The sequence below is a fragment of the Burkholderia sp. Bp8992 genome (assembly GCF_003853705.1).
Classification (GTDB): Bacteria; Pseudomonadota; Gammaproteobacteria; order Burkholderiales; family Burkholderiaceae; genus Burkholderia.
The window spans coordinates 21,237-34,159 of sequence record NZ_QTQI01000041.1 but is presented as its reverse complement, the minus strand read 5'-3'; the positions used below and the strand labels follow the sequence as shown (position 1 = coordinate 34,159).

Annotated in this window: 15 protein-coding genes; 9 read left to right on the top strand and 6 right to left on the bottom strand. The window is 67.4% G+C overall.

The window, feature by feature from the left end:
• Positions 1-86: 86 nt before the first annotated feature.
• The gene (locus tag DIE03_RS35465; RefSeq protein WP_085038216.1) at positions 87-980 is read left to right on the top strand and encodes a LysR family transcriptional regulator ArgP; all 894 of its coding nucleotides are present in this window, start codon (positions 87-89) and stop codon (positions 978-980) included.
• 48 nt (positions 981-1,028) lie between these two features.
• Here DIE03_RS35465 and fnr read toward each other — a convergent pair whose 3' ends face one another.
• The 3 genes from fnr to DIE03_RS35450 all read right to left on the bottom strand — a co-directional run bounded on the left by fnr (position 1,029) and on the right by DIE03_RS35450 (position 3,207).
• Entirely contained in the window at positions 1,029-1,775 is a 747-nt protein-coding gene (gene fnr / locus DIE03_RS35460) for a fumarate/nitrate reduction transcriptional regulator Fnr (protein ID WP_124456753.1), read from the bottom strand.
• A 102-nt stretch (positions 1,776-1,877) separates the two neighbouring features.
• On the bottom strand, positions 1,878-2,345 hold the full coding sequence (locus DIE03_RS35455; RefSeq protein ID WP_124456752.1) for a universal stress protein: 468 nt from the start codon (positions 2,343-2,345) through the stop codon (positions 1,878-1,880).
• 454 nt (positions 2,346-2,799) lie between these two features.
• Positions 2,800-3,207, bottom strand: coding sequence for a DUF3005 domain-containing protein (locus tag DIE03_RS35450; protein WP_124456751.1), 408 nt, complete (start codon positions 3,205-3,207; stop codon positions 2,800-2,802).
• Between the two features lie 281 nt (positions 3,208-3,488).
• Here DIE03_RS35450 and DIE03_RS35445 point away from each other — a divergent pair, with 281 nt between their 5' ends.
• Both DIE03_RS35445 and epsC read left to right on the top strand, forming a co-directional pair.
• Positions 3,489-3,722, top strand: a complete 234-nt coding sequence (locus DIE03_RS35445; protein WP_034189753.1) for a hypothetical protein — start codon at positions 3,489-3,491, stop codon at positions 3,720-3,722.
• 137 nt (positions 3,723-3,859) lie between these two features.
• Positions 3,860-4,780, top strand: a complete 921-nt coding sequence (epsC, locus tag DIE03_RS35440; RefSeq protein WP_124456750.1) for a serine O-acetyltransferase EpsC — start codon at positions 3,860-3,862, stop codon at positions 4,778-4,780.
• 49 nt (positions 4,781-4,829) lie between these two features.
• Here the strand turns inward: epsC and DIE03_RS35435 are convergent, their stop codons facing one another.
• The 3 genes from DIE03_RS35435 to DIE03_RS35425 all read right to left on the bottom strand — a co-directional run bounded on the left by DIE03_RS35435 (position 4,830) and on the right by DIE03_RS35425 (position 7,291).
• Complete coding sequence (locus DIE03_RS35435) at positions 4,830-5,633, bottom strand: SDR family oxidoreductase (protein ID WP_124456749.1); 804 nt, start codon at positions 5,631-5,633, stop codon at positions 4,830-4,832.
• Positions 5,633-6,268, bottom strand: a complete 636-nt coding sequence (gene folE, locus DIE03_RS35430; protein WP_124456748.1) for a GTP cyclohydrolase I FolE — start codon at positions 6,266-6,268, stop codon at positions 5,633-5,635. The genes DIE03_RS35435 and folE overlap by 1 nt, the downstream gene beginning before the upstream one ends.
• Before the next feature lie 96 nt (positions 6,269-6,364).
• Positions 6,365-7,291, bottom strand: coding sequence for a LysR family transcriptional regulator (locus tag DIE03_RS35425; protein WP_124456747.1), 927 nt, complete (start codon positions 7,289-7,291; stop codon positions 6,365-6,367).
• 116 nt (positions 7,292-7,407) lie between these two features.
• Between DIE03_RS35425 and pobA the strand changes: the two genes are divergently transcribed.
• The 6 genes from pobA to pcaC all read left to right on the top strand — a co-directional run bounded on the left by pobA (position 7,408) and on the right by pcaC (position 12,821).
• Entirely contained in the window at positions 7,408-8,640 is a 1,233-nt protein-coding gene (gene pobA / locus DIE03_RS35420; RefSeq protein WP_124456746.1) for a 4-hydroxybenzoate 3-monooxygenase, read from the top strand.
• Between the two features lie 144 nt (positions 8,641-8,784).
• The gene (locus DIE03_RS35415) at positions 8,785-9,501 is read left to right on the top strand and encodes a 3-oxoacid CoA-transferase subunit A (RefSeq protein WP_124456745.1); all 717 of its coding nucleotides are present in this window, start codon (positions 8,785-8,787) and stop codon (positions 9,499-9,501) included.
• 19 nt (positions 9,502-9,520) lie between these two features.
• On the top strand, positions 9,521-10,177 hold the full coding sequence (locus DIE03_RS35410) for a CoA transferase subunit B (RefSeq protein ID WP_124456744.1): 657 nt from the start codon (positions 9,521-9,523) through the stop codon (positions 10,175-10,177).
• A gap of 88 nt (positions 10,178-10,265) precedes the next feature.
• Entirely contained in the window at positions 10,266-11,639 is a 1,374-nt protein-coding gene (locus DIE03_RS35405; protein ID WP_124456743.1) for a 3-carboxy-cis,cis-muconate cycloisomerase, read from the top strand.
• Positions 11,639-12,424 carry a 3-oxoadipate enol-lactonase gene (gene pcaD / locus DIE03_RS35400; RefSeq protein ID WP_124456742.1) on the top strand — a complete coding sequence of 262 codons (786 nt, stop codon included), beginning with the start codon at positions 11,639-11,641 and terminating at the stop codon, positions 12,422-12,424. Before DIE03_RS35405 ends, pcaD begins: the two co-directional genes overlap by 1 nt.
• Before the next feature lie 10 nt (positions 12,425-12,434).
• Positions 12,435-12,821: a 4-carboxymuconolactone decarboxylase gene (pcaC, locus tag DIE03_RS35395; RefSeq protein ID WP_006480129.1), complete on the top strand. Its 387-nt coding sequence runs from the start codon at positions 12,435-12,437 to the stop codon at positions 12,819-12,821.
• The last annotated feature ends 102 nt before the right edge of the window (positions 12,822-12,923 follow it).

The following is a 12,923-nucleotide window of genomic DNA, read 5'->3' as shown; positions in this document are numbered from 1 at the left end:
TAGACGAATGAATCGGGTAGCGCTAGTCTGCGGTCAGCATGAAAATAAGAGAAGCTAATTCACCTAATGCGGATTAAGGAAATCTAATGCTCGACTACGCGTTGCTCGATGCCCTCGCGGCCGTGATCCGGCACGGTTCGTTCGAGCGGGCGGCCAAGGAGCTGAATGTCACGCCGTCGGCCGTGTCGCAGCGCGTGAAGCTGCTGGAGGAGCGCGTCGGCAGCGTGCTCGTCAAGCGCGGGCAGCCGTGCGTCGCGACAACGTCGGGTGCGCTGCTGTGCCGGCATACCGAGCGCGTGCAGTTGCTCGAAGCCGAACTGGGCGGCCGGATGCCGGCGCTGCCGGGCCAGATCGCGAGCGCGTGGCCGACGTTGCGCGTGGCCGTCAACGACGACAGCGTCGCGACGTGGTTCATCGACGCGGTCGGGCCGTTCTGCACGGAGCGCGAGACGTTGCTCGACCTCGTGATCGACGACCAGGATTACACGGCGTCGCGCATTCGCGACGGCAGCGTGCAGGGCGCCGTGACCGCGCAGGCCGAACCGATCCAGGGATGCCGCTCCGAGCGGCTCGGGCGCATCCGCTATCGCGCGGTGTGCTCGCCGGTGTTTTACGAACGCTATTTCGGTGCGGGCATCACGCGCGACGCGCTGCGCCGCGCGCCGTGCGTGATGTTCAATCCGAAGGACGGGCTGCAGGCGCGTTTCATCCGGCGCGTGACACGCGCGGATCTCGATCCGCCGCAGCACTGGATACCGCACGTCGCAGGCTACCTGCGCGCATGCGAAACGGGATTGGGATGGGGGATGTGCCCGGACCGGATGGTCGATCGCCAACTGGCGGCGGGCGAACTGGTGGACATGTCGCGCGGGCGGACCGTCGACATCGATCTCTACTGGCAGAGCTGGCGTCTGTCGATCGGCTGGCTCGACGACTTCAGCGCGGCGCTGAAGGCGCGCGCTGCGCTGTTTCTCGATTGATTCGGGGTGCGATGCAGGCGGCGCGCGAGCCGTGCGCGCCGCGCGGGATCAGACGTGCTGCAGGCCGTCGAAGTCGACGATCTGCACGTGGCGGCCCTGCATTTCGATCAGGCCACGCTTCTGGAACTTCGACAGCGTGCGGCTGACCGTTTCGAGCGTCATGCCGAGATAGCTGCCGATGTCTTCGCGCGTCATCCGCAGGTTGAATTCCGAGGGCGAGTAACCGCGCTTCAGGTAGCGCGACGACACGTCGAGCAGGAAAGCGGCGACGCGCTCCTCGGCATTCAGCGAACCGAGCAGCATCGTTTGCGACGTTTCGCGCACGATCTGTTCGCTCATCAGCTTGTGCATGCGCAACTGCATCGAGCCGGCTTCGGAGCACAAGGTTTTCAGCGCGCTGTACGGGATCACGCAGACGGAGCTGTCTTCCAGCGCGACTGCGGTGCGCGGGTGGGTATCGTCGCAGATGCCGTCGAGGCCGAGCGCTTCACCGGCGAGATGCAGGCCCGTGACCTGTTCGCGGCCGTCATGGCGCGTCGCGACGGTTTTCAGCGAACCCGAGCGCACGGCGTACAGGTTGTCGAATGCGTCGCCTTCGCGGAACAGCGCTTCGCCGCGCTTGACGGGGCGAGCCGCGCAGATGACCGACTCGAGGCGGCTGAGTGCTTCGGGTGCCAGGCCCTGCGGCATGCACAGGTGCCGCATTGCGCATGACGAGCAGTGCGCGGCCTGGCGAGGCGCCCAGCTACCGGCATGAGGCGTGGCGGCGGGACGTGTGGCGACGGGCGTCAGCATGATCGTTTACTCCGGCGTTGAATCGACGGAATCATTGTCCCACCGCAAGTTGCCGCTGTCGGGTGACAAAACGTCGCGACCGGCGGCGCATGCCGGATGCCGTCAGGCGGCGGGTTCGTCGACGTTCGCGGCCGCCGGAATCAGCAGCACGGGCAGCGTGGCGTGCCGCACGCATTGCTCGGCGATGCTGCCGAGCACGAGGCGGCGGAACCCGCGGCGGCCGTGCGTGCCGAGCACGAGCAGATCGGCGCCGAACGCCTTCGCGCCGTCGAGGATCAGCGACGACACATCGTTGATCGACGTCGCTTCGTTCAGCCGCGTTTCGCCTTTCACGCCGGCGGCCTGCATCCGCTTCGTGAAATCCTGCGCGAGTTCGTTGCCCTGCGCGACGAGCTGATCGCGCAGCACGGACGGATCGTAGCCGGGCACGTTGTAGTAGATCGCGGCGTTCTCGACGACGTAGAACGGCTGCAGCTCGGCGCCGTGCGCTTTCGCGAGCGCCAGCGCGGCATCGAACGCGTGACGGGACGTGTCGCTGCCGTCGACGGCAACCAGAATACGCTTGTACATAGTGTCTCCGAGTGGCGAGTTGAAACGAAGTCGGCCGGATGGCCGATCAGGCTGGGCAATGCGCGATGCTGCGAGGCAGAGTAAACCAACGGCAGGGACTTTGCAGTGAGGTGCTCGTCGGGGCGCGTGGCTGCACCGCGCGACGTGCGGTGCGTGGCTCGGTCATCGTCGCTGTTCGCATCGGTGGCGGGAACGCATGAGCAGGCAGCGGCGTGACGCGTTGCGTGGGTAACGCGCATCGATGCACCGCACGTATCGCCATTCAATCGCAATCGCGCCGTTTCGGCATGACTTCGATCAACGCATGTGCATCGGCACGATTCGCGGCGTGCATAAAGCCGCGGATGCGTGAAATCGTTCACTCGAGCGTCGTCGATCGCGCGCCGATCCATCGGCATCGGTCGCCGGCCGGTGCCGGCACGCGAACGAACGATCGATTCAAACGCCGCGCCGGCTACCTCGGCACGGCGGTCAGCTCGATGATGCGTTCCGGCCGCCGTCCGTGGCCGGGCCAGTACGTGCTGCCGTACATCCGGTGAACGGGACCGAACAGCGCGTCGCCCGGCGCCGGCGCGTCGAAGCCTTTCTCGATCACCATGTAGCCCGCGCGCAGCGCGAACGCCGGATGGTTGCCGCCGGGTCGGCTGTCGAAACCGGCGAAGCCGTCGCCGGTTTCCGGCACCGCATTGACGAGCGACGCATTGCTGCGCGTGATCTGGTCGGGCGAGATCGGCCCGCCGCCGGCGAGGCGCGACGCCTCGCGATTCTTGCCGTCGGTGTCGACCGTGCTGTCGTGCGTGTCGTCGTTGTCGAGCTCGACGCTGCGCGGATGCACGCGACCCGTTTGACCGGATGGTTCCATCGCGGCTCTCCTAGAGGCGAAAACGCTCCGGATCGAAGCAAATCCCGTTCCGGGCACGACGGGAAAAAGGCGCGCGGGCGATCGCCGCGGTCGCGCGACGCGCACTGATTTGTCATGATTTATTTCAGCTAGAAGACGCGTTTTCTACAGAGTATGATTCTTTTCCTGCGAAGCGGCGACAGGGGATGCAGTCTCGCCGCCTCTGCCCGCGCCGGGGGCGCCGCAGCACCCTTAAAGACGGGTAGTGAACAACAAAGCAAGGGACTAGAGGTGGCGGATTCATGCAAGCGACTACTGCCTTCACGCACCGCGGTTATCTGTTGAACTGCGCGCCCGCGCGCGCCAGCGATGGTTCGTTCAAGCCCTACGTCGTGATCTCCCGATCGAGCGACGGGGAGCTCGTTGCGAACCGTTTTTTTCCGATCGAGCTCCAGTTCAACGACGAAGGCGACGCGATCGCGCACGCGCGCGACTGGGCCGTGCGATGGATCGACGCGAGCAGCGTCACGATGTGACGCCGCCGCGCTCGCGCCGCGCCGGCCGTCCGGCCGATCCCCGGTGTACCGCCCGCGGGCAAAAAACGCGGTAATCTTGTGGAACCCGTCACTTTATTAGCGGCCGTGCGACCGAGCGCGGCCGCCCGCATTGGCATATGTCGACATCACCCGCCCGTCAGTGGGGCCTCGAAGAAATCGTCGCCGGCTTGCGCGAGTCGCGCGAGGAACTCCATCGCACGCGCCATCCGCGCGGCATCCGTGAGCTGCCGTCGCGCGATGCGATCTGCAAGATTGTGACCGGCCTGCGCGCGTCGATGTTTCCGACGCACTACGGCGCGCCGGACCTGACGGACGAAAGCGTCGACTACTACGTCGGCCACACGCTCGAAAGCACGCTGCGCATCCTGTCCGAGCAGATTCGCCGTGCGCTGCCGTTCCTGCCCGAGCATGCCGATACGCCGTTCGCCGAACTCGACGAACGCGCGTTCGAGATCGCGCGCGAATTCGGCCGGCAGTTGCCGGCGGTGCGCGCTCTGCTCGTCAGCGACATCCAGGCCGCGTACGCGGGCGATCCGGCCGCGCAACACATCACCGAGATCCTGCTCTGCTACCCCGGCGTGCTGGCGATGATGCACCATCGGCTCGCCCATGCGCTGCACCGGCTCGGTGTGCCGCTGCTCGCGCGATTCATCAATGAGATCGCCCACTCGGCCACCGGCATCGACATCCACCCGGGCGCGCAGATCGGCCCGAGCTTCTTCATCGACCACGGCACCGGTGTCGTGATCGGCGAAACCGCGATCATCGGCGAGCGCGTGCGCGTGTACCAGGCCGTCACGCTCGGTGCGAAGAGTTTCCCGGCGGATGGCGAAGGCGCGCTGGTCAAGGGCAATGCGCGCCACCCGATCGTCGAGGACGACGTGGTGATCTACGCGGGTGCGACGATTCTCGGCCGCGTGACGATCGGGCGCGGCTCGGTGATCGGGGGCAACGTGTGGCTCACGCACAGCGTGCCGCCGGGCACGAGCGTCGCGCAGGGCAAGGTGCGCGAAGGCGGGAGCGCCGAGAAGCCGTAACGCGGCGGGCGGCGGCGCGCCCCGTTCGCACGGGCGCGCGCCGTGCGCGTCAGTGCTTGCCGTCCGGCGAGCGGTGCTTGTACAGCACGTCCTGGTCGACGCGGATCAGGTTCTGCCCCGCATCGACGACGAAATCCACGCCGTTGTACGCATTGCCGGTCAGCAGCAGGATTGCGCTCGCGACGTCGTCGGGGCCGGCGATGCGCGCGAGCGGCGTCGACGCGCGGCTCGCGTGTTCGAAGTCGGCCTGCGTCTGGTCGTCGCTCGGCAGCATCAGCCCGGGGAACACGGCATTCACGCGCAGCACCGGCGCGGACGACAGCGCGAGCATCTGCGTGAGGTTGCCGAGCGCGGCCTTGGCGACCGTGTAGCTGAAATGGTCGCGGTGAAAGTTTTCCTTGATCTTCTGGTCGACCACGTTCACGACGACGCCCTGCGTGCCGGCCGCACGCGCCCGTTCGTAGAACGCGCGCGTGAGCAGGATCGGCGCGCGGCAGTTGACGGCCCACGCCTGGTCGAACGCCGCGAGGTCGAAGCTCGGGAAATGGTCCTGCCAGAACACCGACGCGTTGTTGACCAGCACGTCGAGGCGCCCGAAGCGCGCATACACCTGGTCGATCAGCGCGGTGATCTGTGCGGCATCCGACAGGTCGGCCTGCAGCGCCGCCGAATCGTGCCCGCGCTCGGCGATCGCACGGGCAGCCGCCTGCGCGGCATCGGCCGAACGGTCGTAGTGCACCGCGGTGCGATAGCCATGCTTCGCGAAATACTCGGCGAACGCGCGCCCGGCCCGGCGCGCGGCGCCGGTCACGAGCACGACGGGTGCGTGCGCCGTTTGCTTCGTCTGCTCCATCAGGTATTCGTCAGGTTGACTGAAGAAGGATTGGCGACGATCGACAGGAATTCGCGCCGCGTCGACGGATCGGTGCGGAACGTGCCGAGCATGCGCGACGTGACCATCTCGACGCCCGGCTTGTGCACGCCGCGCGTCGAGATGCACTGGTGCGCGGCTTCGAGGATCACGCCGACGCCCTTCGGCTGCAGCACGTCGAACAGCGTGTCGGCGATCTGCACGGTCATCTTTTCCTGGATCTGCAGGCGCTTCGCGAATGCGTCGACGAGGCGCGCGAGCTTCGAGATGCCGACCACGCGATGATTCGGCAGATACGCGACGTGCGCGCGGCCGATGATCGGCACCATGTGGTGCTCGCAGTAGCTCTCGAAGCGGATGTCCTTCAGCACGATCATCTCGTCGTAGCCGTCGACTTCGCTGAACGTGCGCGCGAGGATGTCGCGCGGCTCCAGCGCATAGCCGGCGAAGAACTGCTCGTACGCGCGCACGACGCGGGCGGGCGTATCGATCAGCCCTTCGCGTGCGGGATCGTCGCCGGCCCAGCGCAACAGCACGCGGACGGCGTCTTCCGCTTCTTCACGGCTCGGCCGGGACGCGGCCGGCTCGGGCCGCGCGGTTTTCTTTCCTTTACCCATGTAGTGGCTCCATCGAAGGCCGTCAGCGGCGGCCGATATCCGGCCATTGTTTCATGCTTTCGCGGGTCGTGCGTGCGGCCTGCCGCTCGTGCTTCGTCACTTCGGCCATTCGTCCTGCTCGTCGTTGAACAGCGATGCGACGACGCTGCGCAGCCACGCGGTGCGCGGATCGTTGTGGTACTTGCGGTGCCAGTGCTGCTTCAGGTCGAAGCGCGGCAGTGCGAGCGGCGGCTCGACCGGCACGATGAACGCGTGCTCGGCCGCATACGCATAGCCGATCGCGTGCGGCACCGTCGCGATCAGGTCGGTGCGGCTCAGGATGAACGGCAGGCTCATGAAGTGCGGCGTCTCGAGCACCGCGCGGCGCTGCATGCGCTGCTTCGCGAGATATTTCTCGAGCACCTCCTGGCTGCGGCCTTCAGCGCGCACCACCGCGTGACCGCACGCGAGGAACTGCTCGACCGTGAACGGCGCTGCCTGCTCGAACGGATGGCCGCGCCGCATCAGGCAGACGAACCGGTGCGTGAACAACCGCTGCTGGAAGAAATTGTTGCCGTCGAGGTCGGGGAAGTAGCCGACCGCGAGATCGATCGACCCGGCTTCGAGGCCGCGCCCGACTTCGTCGTGCGCGAGCGAGACCGAGCGCAGGTTCGCGTGCGGCGCGCGCGTCGCGAACGCCTGCAGCAGCTTCGGCAGGAACACGATCTCGCCGACGTCCGACAGCGCGATCGAGAACGTATGCGCGCTCGCGGCCGGGTCGAAGTCGTGCGGCGCGACGAGGCCGCGCTCGATCTGCGCGAGTGCATCGCGGGCGGCCGGCAGCAGCGCGAGCGCGCGCGGCGTCGGCTCCATCCCGCGCGACGTGCGCACGAACAGCGGATCGCCGAAGTACTCGCGCAGCCGGCCGAGCGCGGTACTCACGCGTGGCTGGCTCACGCCGAGCAGGTCGCCCGCACGGCTAACGTTGCGCGTGTCGTCGAGCGCGACGAGGTAGGGAATCAGGTTCAGATCGAGCGTTTCCATCGCCGGGCCGATATCTCCAAAACGTATACAACATATCTCCTGAATCGCGTTGCCGCATAGTCGGGAAAGCGCTCAAATGTGTTCCACGATTCGAATTAATGTTCTGGAGACGAACAATGCGCACCCAAGTCGCGATCATCGGCGCCGGTCCGTCCGGCCTTCTGCTTTCCCATCTGCTGCGCCTGCAAGGCGTCGATTCCATCCTCGTCGAAGCGCGTTCGCGTGAATACTGCGAGAACCGCATCCGCGCCGGCGTGCTGGAGCAGGGCACGGTCGACACGCTGAACGAAGCCGGCCTCGGCGACCGGATGCGCCGCGAAGGGCTCGAACATCACGGCATCGAGCTGCTGTTCCACGGCCAGCGCCACCGTATCGACCTGTCGGAACTGACCGGCGGGCGTGCGATTACCGTCTACAGCCAGCACGAAGTCGTGCGCGACCTGATCGCGGCCGGCGTCGAGCACGGCCACCAGATGCATTTCGAAGTCAGCGACGTCGCGCTGCACGACGTCGAAAGCGAGCACCCGTTCGTCACGTTCAAGCACGCGGACGGCCGCGCGGACCGCATCGACTGCGACTACATCGCCGGCTGCGACGGCTTCCACGGCATCGCGCGGCAGACGATTCCCGCCGAGCGGCTGAACACGTTCGAGCGCGTCTACCCGTTCGCGTGGCTCGGCATCCTCGCCGACGCGGCGCCGTCGCTCGACGAACTCGTCTACGCGCACCACGACAACGGTTTCGCGCTGTTCTCGATGCGTTCGCCGACGGTCACGCGCCTGTACCTGCAGTGCAAGCCCGACGAAGACCTCGCCGAATGGTCCGACACGCGGATCTGGGACGAGCTGCACACGCGCTTCTCGAACGACACCGGCTGGACGCCGACCGAGGGCCGGATCACGCAGAAGAGCGTGACGCCGATGCGCAGCTTCGTGTCGGAGACGATGCAGCACGGTCGCCTGTTCCTCGCCGGCGACGCCGCGCACATCGTGCCGCCCACCGGCGCGAAGGGGATGAACCTCGCGGTGGCCGACGTCCGCGCGCTGTCCCGCGCGCTCGGCGCACGCTACCGGACGGGCGACGCGACGCCGCTCGACACCTATTCGGCGACCTGCCTCGAACGCGTGTGGCGCGCCGAGCACTTCTCGTACTTCATGACGAACATGCTGCATTCGTCGCCGGATGACTCGCCGTTCGTCAATCGCCTGAAGTTTGCCGAGCTTAAATACGTGACGCGCTCGCGCGCCGCCGCGCAGTCGCTCGCCGAAAACTATGTCGGCTTGCCGTTCGACGATGCGACGGCCCCCGAGGGAACCCGCCTTGACAACGCGCTGTGCGCGACTCTATGATCGGCCCATCGTTCGCTAATCGAATCTGGGTTCGAATAGCGAACAAAAGCCGAGGGTCGACGAAGGCCTCCGGCGTGGCACGCGGCACGCGCGTGTCCCCTCGACAGGCCGCGCACGAGCCGCGGGTTCGCATCAGGAAGAGACATGGTCAACAAGATTTTCGAATCGCTTCAGTCGGCGGTTGCCGACATCCACGATGGCGCGACAATCATGATCGGCGGCTTCGGCACGGCCGGCATGCCGTCCGAGCTGATCGACGCGCTGATCGAACAGGGCGCGCGCGACCTGACGATCGTCAACAACAACGCGGGCAACGGCGAGACGGGCCTCGCGGCGCTGCTGAAGGCGAAGCAGGTGCGCAAGATCATCTGCTCGTTCCCGCGCCAGAGCGATTCGCAGGTGTTCGACGGGCTGTACCGCGCGGGCGAGATCGAGCTGGAGCTCGTGCCCCAGGGCAACCTCGCGGAGCGCATCCGCGCGGCGGGCGCCGGCATCGGCGGCTTCTTCACGCCGACGGGCTACGGCACCAAGCTTGCGGAAGGCAAGGAAACGCGCGTGATCGACGGCAAGCAGTATGTGTTCGAGACGCCGATTCACGCCGATTTCGCGCTCGTGAAGGCATACAAGGGCGATCGCTGGGGCAACCTCGTGTATCGCAAGACCGCGCGCAACTTCGGGCCGATCATGGCCAGCGCCGCGAAGGTCGCGATCGTGCAGGTGTCGGAAGTCGTGCCGCTCGGCGCGTTGAACCCGGAACACATCGTGACGCCGGGCATTTTCGTCCAGCGCGTCGTCGAGGTGCCGCAGGCCGCGCATGCGGCCGAGCTGGCCGCCGAACACGCTGCATCGCAAGCCGCCTGACCGCCTGAGGAGACCCGACATGAAACGACTGACCCGCGATGAAATGGCCAAGCGCGTCGCCCAGGACATCCCCGAAGGCGCGTACGTGAACCTCGGCATCGGTGTGCCGACGCTGGTGGCGAACCACCTCGACCCGAGCAAGGAGATCTTCCTGCACAGCGAGAACGGCCTGCTCGGCATGGGCCCGGCGCCCGCGCCCGGCGAGGAGGACGACGAACTGATCAACGCCGGCAAGCAGCACGTGACGCTGCTCACCGGCGGCGCGTATTTCCACCACTCCGATTCGTTCGCGATGATGCGCGGCGGCCATCTCGACTACTGCGTGCTCGGCGCGTTCCAGGTGTCGGCGACCGGCGACCTCGCGAACTGGCATACGGGCGCGCCCGACGCGATTCCGGCAGTCGGCGGCGCGATGGATCTCGCGATCGGCGCGAAGCAGGTGTTCGTGATGATGGAGCACCTGACGAAGCAGGGCGAAAGCAAGATCGTCGCGCAGTGCTCGTACCCCGTCACCGGCGTGCAATGCGTGAGCCGCATCTATACGGATCTCGCGGTGCTCGACGTGACGGCCGACGGCCTCGCGGTGAGCGAGATCTTCACCGACCTGTCGTTCGACGAACTGCAGAAGCTGACCGGCGTGCCGCTGATCGACGCGACGCAGAAGGCCGCTGCCTGAACCGCAGGCGTGCCGGCGCGTGCGCTCGCGCGCAGGCCGGCGCGCTTGGGTGGACAATAGGCGCACGCCGTTTCCCCTATCTGATGCCATGCTCGAAGACAGCGCCCGCCTGACCTCCCTCATCTGCGGCACCGAGCCGCTCAACCGGATCTGGTCGCCCCGCGCGACGATCCAGCGGATGCTCGACGTCGAGGCCGCGCTCGCGCGCGCGCTCGCCGCGCGGCAGGTGATTCCCGCCGCTGCAGTCGCGCCGATCGAGCGCGCATGCGACGCCGGCCGGCTCGACGCCGACGCGCTCGCGCACGGCGCGGCGCTCGGCGGCAATCTCGCGATTCCGCTCGTCAAGCAGCTCACCGCGCAGGTGAAGGCCGACGACCCCGAGGCCGCGAAGTTCGTGCACTGGGGCGCGACGAGCCAGGACATCATCGATACCGCGACCGTGCTGCAGCTGCGCGATACGCTCGACGTGCTGGAGCCGATGCTCGACGAAGCCTGCGCGTCGCTCGCGGCGCTCGCGCGCACGCATCGCGCGACGCCGATGATCGGCCGCACGTGGCTGCAGCAGGCGCTGCCGATCACGCTCGGCCTGAAATTCGCCCAATGGCTCGATGCGCTGCTGCGCCATCGCGCGCGCTTCGCCGAATTGCGCGAGCGTGCGCTGGTGCTGCAGTTCGGCGGTGCGGCCGGCACGCTCGCGAGCCTGCGCGAGCAGGCGGCGGGCGTCACGGCCGCGCTCGCGGCCGACCTGAAGCTCGCGGTGCCGGCGGTGCCGTGGCACACGCAGCGCGACCGCATCGCGGAAGCCGCGTCCTGCTTCGGCATGCTGACGGGGACGCTCGGCAAGATCGCGCGCGACGTGTCGCTGCAGATGCAGACCGAAGTCGGCGAGCTCGGCGAACCGGTCGCCGCCGGCAAGGGTGGCTCGTCGACGATGCCGCACAAGCGCAACCCGGTCGGCTGCGCGGCCGTGCTGACCGCTGCGGTGCGCGCGCCGAACCTCGTCGCGACCGTGTTCGCGGGGATGGTGCAGGAACACGAGCGCGCGCTCGGCGGCTGGCAGGCCGAATGGGATGCGCTGCCCGACCTCGCACGCCTGACGGGCGGCGCGCTCGCGCAGATCGCCCAGATCGTCGCGGGCCTCGACGTCAATACCGAACGCCTCGCCGCAAACCTCGACCTGACGCATGGGCTGATTCTCGGCGAAGCCGTGATGCTCGCGCTCGGCGACCGCATCGGCCGGCTCGATGCGCACCATGTCGTCGAGCACGCGTCGAAGGAAGCCGTTCGCACCGGCGCGACGCTGTTCGACGTGCTCGCCGCCGATGCGACCGTGTCGGCCCACCTGTCGCGCGACGCACTCGCGCGGCTGCTCGATCCCGCACATTACGTCGGCGAGGCGCAGGCCTACGTCGACGCCGTGCTCGCGCTGCATGCGGGCACGATCCAACCAGGAGAACATTGATGCCTTTCGCCACTGTCAACGGCGTGAAACTGCAATTCCGGATCGACCGTGCCGCGCGCGCCGACGCGCCGTGGCTCGTCTTCTCGAACTCGCTCGGCGCCGACCTGCAGATGTGGGCGCCGCAGATTCGTCCGCTCACGCCGCACTTCAACATCCTGCGCTACGACACGCGCGGCCACGGCCATTCCGACGCGCCGGCCGGTTCGTACACGATCGAGCAGCTCGCGGGCGACGTGATCGGCCTGCTCGACCACGTCGGCATCGATTGCGCGCATTTTTGCGGGATCTCGATGGGCGGGCTGACGGGCGCGGCACTCGCCGCGCGCCACCCGTCGCGCATCGTACGTGCGGTGCTGTCGAATACCGCCGCGAAGATCGGCTCGCCGGAAGTGTGGGTGCCGCGTGCGCAGAAGGCGCGCGCCGAAGGGATGGCCGCGCTCGCCGACGCCGTGCTGCCGCGCTGGTTCACGGACGCGTTCGTCGAACGCGAGCCGCGCCTGTTCGACGCGATCCGCGACACCTTCGTGCATACCGACAAGGACGGCTACGCGGCGAACTGCGACGCGCTGAACGCGGCCGACCTGCGCGAGGAAGTGAAGGGCATCACGCTGCCGGTGCTCGTCGTGACCGGCGCGAAGGACATGTCGACGCCGCCCGACCAGGGCCGCGCGCTCGCTGCCGCGATTCCCGGTGCGCTGCACGTCGAATTCGACGCCGCGCACATTTCGAACATCGAGTGCACCGACGGCTTCAACCGTGCGCTGCTCGATTTCCTGAACGCGTGAGGCAATGGCGATGGACGACCAGGAACGTTACGAAGCAGGGATGAAGGTGCGCCGCGCGGTGCTTGGCGACGCGCACGTCGACCGTTCGATCGAGAACCGCACCGAAGTGACCGATGAATTCCAGAACCTGATCACGCGCTATGCATGGGGCGAGATCTGGACGCGCGACGGCCTGCCGCGCCATACGCGCAGCCTGCTGACCATCGCGATGATGGTCGCGCTGAACCGTGGCGAGGAACTGGCGCTGCACCTGCGTGCCGCGCGCAACAACGGCGTGACGCGCGACGAGATCAAGGAAGTACTGCTGCAAACCGCGATCTATTGCGGCGTGCCGGCTGCGAATTCCGCGTTCCATCTCGCGGACAAGATTTTCAAGGAACAGGATGCGGCCGGTTAAGCGCCGGCGGTGATCCGATCGCGCGGCCCGCTGATACTGGCGGGCGGTTGACGATGAACGAGCGCGCCGGCAGCGAATCGGTGCGTGAACGAAGGAAAGGCG

What these genes read in the sequence shown, in the direction of transcription:
- DIE03_RS35465 (WP_085038216.1), top strand. Translation starts at nt 87, where the DNA reads ATGCTCGACTACGCGTTGCTCGATGCCCTCGCGGCCGTGATCCGGCAC.
- fnr (WP_124456753.1), bottom strand. Translation starts at nt 1,775, where the DNA reads ATGCTGACGCCCGTCGCCACACGTCCCGCCGCCACGCCTCATGCCGGT.
- DIE03_RS35455 (WP_124456752.1), bottom strand. Translation starts at nt 2,345, where the DNA reads ATGTACAAGCGTATTCTGGTTGCCGTCGACGGCAGCGACACGTCCCGT.
- DIE03_RS35450 (WP_124456751.1), bottom strand. Translation starts at nt 3,207, where the DNA reads ATGGAACCATCCGGTCAAACGGGTCGCGTGCATCCGCGCAGCGTCGAG.
- DIE03_RS35445 (WP_034189753.1), top strand. Translation starts at nt 3,489, where the DNA reads ATGCAAGCGACTACTGCCTTCACGCACCGCGGTTATCTGTTGAACTGC.
- epsC (WP_124456750.1), top strand. Translation starts at nt 3,860, where the DNA reads ATGTCGACATCACCCGCCCGTCAGTGGGGCCTCGAAGAAATCGTCGCC.
- DIE03_RS35435 (WP_124456749.1), bottom strand. Translation starts at nt 5,633, where the DNA reads ATGGAGCAGACGAAGCAAACGGCGCACGCACCCGTCGTGCTCGTGACC.
- folE (WP_124456748.1), bottom strand. Translation starts at nt 6,268, where the DNA reads ATGGGTAAAGGAAAGAAAACCGCGCGGCCCGAGCCGGCCGCGTCCCGG.
- DIE03_RS35425 (WP_124456747.1), bottom strand. Translation starts at nt 7,291, where the DNA reads ATGGAAACGCTCGATCTGAACCTGATTCCCTACCTCGTCGCGCTCGAC.
- pobA (WP_124456746.1), top strand. Translation starts at nt 7,408, where the DNA reads ATGCGCACCCAAGTCGCGATCATCGGCGCCGGTCCGTCCGGCCTTCTG.
- DIE03_RS35415 (WP_124456745.1), top strand. Translation starts at nt 8,785, where the DNA reads ATGGTCAACAAGATTTTCGAATCGCTTCAGTCGGCGGTTGCCGACATC.
- DIE03_RS35410 (WP_124456744.1), top strand. Translation starts at nt 9,521, where the DNA reads ATGAAACGACTGACCCGCGATGAAATGGCCAAGCGCGTCGCCCAGGAC.
- DIE03_RS35405 (WP_124456743.1), top strand. Translation starts at nt 10,266, where the DNA reads ATGCTCGAAGACAGCGCCCGCCTGACCTCCCTCATCTGCGGCACCGAG.
- pcaD (WP_124456742.1), top strand. Translation starts at nt 11,639, where the DNA reads ATGCCTTTCGCCACTGTCAACGGCGTGAAACTGCAATTCCGGATCGAC.
- pcaC (WP_006480129.1), top strand. Translation starts at nt 12,435, where the DNA reads ATGGACGACCAGGAACGTTACGAAGCAGGGATGAAGGTGCGCCGCGCG.